This is a genomic window from Bifidobacterium moukalabense DSM 27321, assembly GCF_000522505.1.
GTDB lineage: Bacteria > Actinomycetota > Actinomycetes > Actinomycetales > Bifidobacteriaceae > Bifidobacterium > Bifidobacterium moukalabense.
The window spans coordinates 1-2,248 of record NZ_AZMV01000010.1 but is presented as its reverse complement, the minus strand read 5'-3'; the positions used below and the strand labels follow the sequence as shown (position 1 = coordinate 2,248).

General features: G+C 58.8%; 2 protein-coding genes. Both read right to left on the bottom strand.

The genetic code is table 11. From position 1 onward, the window contains the following. Window positions 1-333 precede the first annotated feature (333 nt). Entirely contained in the window at window positions 334-1,791 is a 1,458-nt protein-coding gene (locus tag BMOU_RS10615; protein WP_051428979.1) for an ATP-binding protein, read from the bottom strand. Between the two features lie 171 nt (window positions 1,792-1,962). Further along, window positions 1,963-2,085 carry a hypothetical protein gene (locus tag BMOU_RS11725; RefSeq protein ID WP_268744949.1) on the bottom strand — a complete coding sequence of 41 codons (123 nt, stop codon included), beginning with the start codon at window positions 2,083-2,085 and terminating at the stop codon, window positions 1,963-1,965. Between the last annotated feature and the right edge of the window lie 163 nt (window positions 2,086-2,248).

The window sequence follows — 2,248 nt, the reverse complement described above, 5'->3', positions numbered from 1 at the left end:
TGWTCGTWTCGGAGCCGGGAGATTGCCTACTTGTTGAGGGCTTTCTTGAGCAGGTCGGAGGAGGCCTTGGGCGAGGGCGAACTGGGCCGGAAGCGGGGTCGATGGAGGCGAGGTTGGCGTTGATGATCTGGTCGAAGGTGCTGTTCTTCATGGTGTCTTCCTTTCGTCGCGGCCGCCGTCGCTGGTTCCTGTCGTCTTGCCGTTCCCGCCGGCCGCGGGGTGATTGTTCCGTTGTCTTTTTTCCGTCTCGTTGTTCTGTTGTGCCTTCATCATAGGCCGGCCGGCCCGTGCCGGTCATGCGATGATCGTTGATTTCTTGGCATGATCGTCGGCTCATCTTGAAGAAAACGTAACAGCAGGCTGCAAAAAACCAAAGAACATGTGCTCCGCGTCAACCAGCATGAGTGATTCGTCCCCGTCGGCTTGGTCGCGGAGCGTTGCGTTCACGGGGTGCTTGGTGAACAGCATGAACCGTTTGGCGTAGTGGCTTTTGACGAGGCCGGCCCGCGCCTTCAGCGTCGCGATCGCCTCGGTCTCGTTCACGCTGTTGCGCCACTTGCATTCGCCCAGCAGCATGCGCTCGTTGATTGAATCGGCCATGACGATGTCGATGTCCGTCTGCTCGCGCGCCACCGGGTCGTTGCCCCACCATTTGCCGATTTCGGTTGGCAGGAAGTCCATCCGTCCGGCACGGCATTGACGGACGATCCACTGCATGCACATCTCTTCGAACTGCTGGCCGACGAATGTGGTGAAGGCCCCGCCCTGCGTGCCGTGCGTCGCCGCGGATCGCGACAGTCCTCGCTCGATCAGTCCCGTCGTCGGCCCGACGAAGCGGTACCAATATGCGAAGAACGGGTCCTTGAACCGCCACAGTCCTTTTTTGGAGGTCGAGGGGTTCTGCCCGAAGGGGACCTTGCGCTCCACGATTCCCAGGGATTCCAACGTTCTCAGGTACCCGCTCACGGAAGTGCGCTCGATGCCGACCTGATCGCCGATCAGCGTCGGTGTGTTCCTGCCCGCTCCGATCGCATTGAGCAGACTGTTGTACATCGCCGGCTCGCGCAGCTCCTGCCGCATGAGCATTTCCGGTTCGGAGTAGAGGATGCCCGAAGTGGTGTAGCACAGTCGCTCCAGGTTCTGCGCGTAGGTATCGCCGTCGTTGAGTTGCAGCAGATAATACGGTGTGCCTCCCAAAGCCGCGTAATAGTTGATCCTGTCTTCCCACGAGGCGTTGCCTGGCATGAGTTGGACCGCATCGAACAGGTCGAAGGGCTGCAGCTGGATCTGCGCGTTGCGGCGGCCGTATAGCGGGCTTTTGCTGCCGAGGACCTCGCTTTCCATAAAACCTTCGTTGCTGCCGCACAAGATCATGGTCACGTTGGTGTCGGCGAATTGGTGGTCGATGGCGATCTGCAGGGTGGACGGTAGCGATTTTTGTGATTGCGCCGCGTATGGAAACTCGTCGAATACGAAAACGAACGGTTGTGTGCGATCGAGCTTCGCCTGGTGTGCGACGAAGTCCAATGCGTCCTGCCAGTTGCCGAAGATGCCTGTGGTCTGGGGAAAGTTGAAGAACGAATAGACGATTTGCGAAAAGTCGCGCAGGTTTTCCGTGTCGCTCTGCTCCCGCGCGGTGAACATCAGAGCCCGTTTGCCTTCGCAAAAGCGTGAGATGAGCGCGGTTTTGCCGACCCGTCGGCGGCCATAGATCACGGCCAGCTGGAACCTGTCCTTTGCATACAGCCCCTCGAGGGCTTTCAGCTCGTCTGTTCTGCCTACGAATTGCACGGTCGCCACCCATCCTCCCGACAGCATGTTTGTATGTATATGATTATATTAATCGTATACATACAAACAATCGAGATATGAAACGTACATGGTGCGGTTCCAACGCAAGGTGCCCTGCGATCCGTTGGGGGTCGCAGGGCACCTTGTTCGTATCGGGCCTTAGGGCTGGCTTTACTTGTTGAGGGCTTTCTTGAGCAGGTCGGAGGAGGCCTTGGCGAGGGCGAACTGGCCGAAGCCGGGGTCGATGGAGGCGAGGTTGGCGTTGATGATCTGGTCGAAGGTGCTGTTCTTCATGGTGTCTTCCTTTCGTCGCGGCCGCCGTCGCTGGTTCCTGTCGTCTTGCCGTTCCCGCCGGCCGCGGGGTGATTGTTCCGTTGTCTTTTTTCCGTCTCGTTGTTCTGTTGTGCCTTCATCATAGGCCGGCCGGCCCGTGCCGGTCATGCGATGATCGTTGATT